Source organism: Kitasatospora nipponensis, from assembly GCF_039528135.1.
GTDB lineage: Bacteria > Actinomycetota > Actinomycetes > Streptomycetales > Streptomycetaceae > Kitasatospora > Kitasatospora nipponensis.
The window spans coordinates 1-617 of record NZ_BAAALF010000858.1 but is presented as its reverse complement, the minus strand read 5'-3'; the positions used below and the strand labels follow the sequence as shown (position 1 = coordinate 617).

At 68.9% G+C, this 617-nt stretch carries 1 protein-coding gene; it reads left to right on the top strand.

What is annotated here, in order from left to right; genetic code table 11:
* Positions 1 to 463 (top strand): NAD-dependent epimerase/dehydratase family protein (locus ABD323_RS43725; protein WP_486327186.1); only part of this gene is annotated, 463 nt, incomplete at its 5' end.
* Positions 464 to 617 lie beyond the last annotated feature (154 nt).

Sequence of the window (617 nt, the reverse complement as noted above, 5' to 3'; positions counted from 1 at the left end):
GGCCGACGGCTTCGAGTTCGCCACGGTGCGCAGCGCCCATGTGCTCGGCGGCGGCACACAGGAGTTCACCGGCCGGCTGGCGCACTACGCCGCGCGCGTCGTCGCGGGGGAGGAGATCGCCGTGCACGCGCAGGTGCTGCCCACCGTCTTCATCCACCACGAGGAGCTGGCGGAGCTGCTCCGGTGGGCGGCCACGGCCGACTTCACCGGTCCGCTGAACGCCTGCTCCGACGGTCCGCTGGACGTTCACGACCTCGTCGCCGTGATCGCGGCGCAGGCCGGCCGGGCGCCGGTCCACCGGACCGTCCCGGCGGGTGGGAAGGCTTCGCCGTTCTCCTACGACCGGCACTACGCGATGAGCAACGCTCGCGCCAAGGACCTGGGCTTCTCCTTCTCCCACACCGCCGACTGGCTGCCCGGCGCCGTCGCCGAAGCCCTCACCCAGTCGGTTCCCAGCATCTGAGCACTGCAAGATATTTCAGAAACTTTCTGCAAGGTATTCCAGTTCGGCTCGAACGTCACTACGGTCCTGAAGGCCACCCCAAGCCTGAGGAGTTTGCCGTGTCCCAGACCGCAGTTGACGCCCTGTTGGAAGCTCCGTCCCCCGCGCTCCGCTC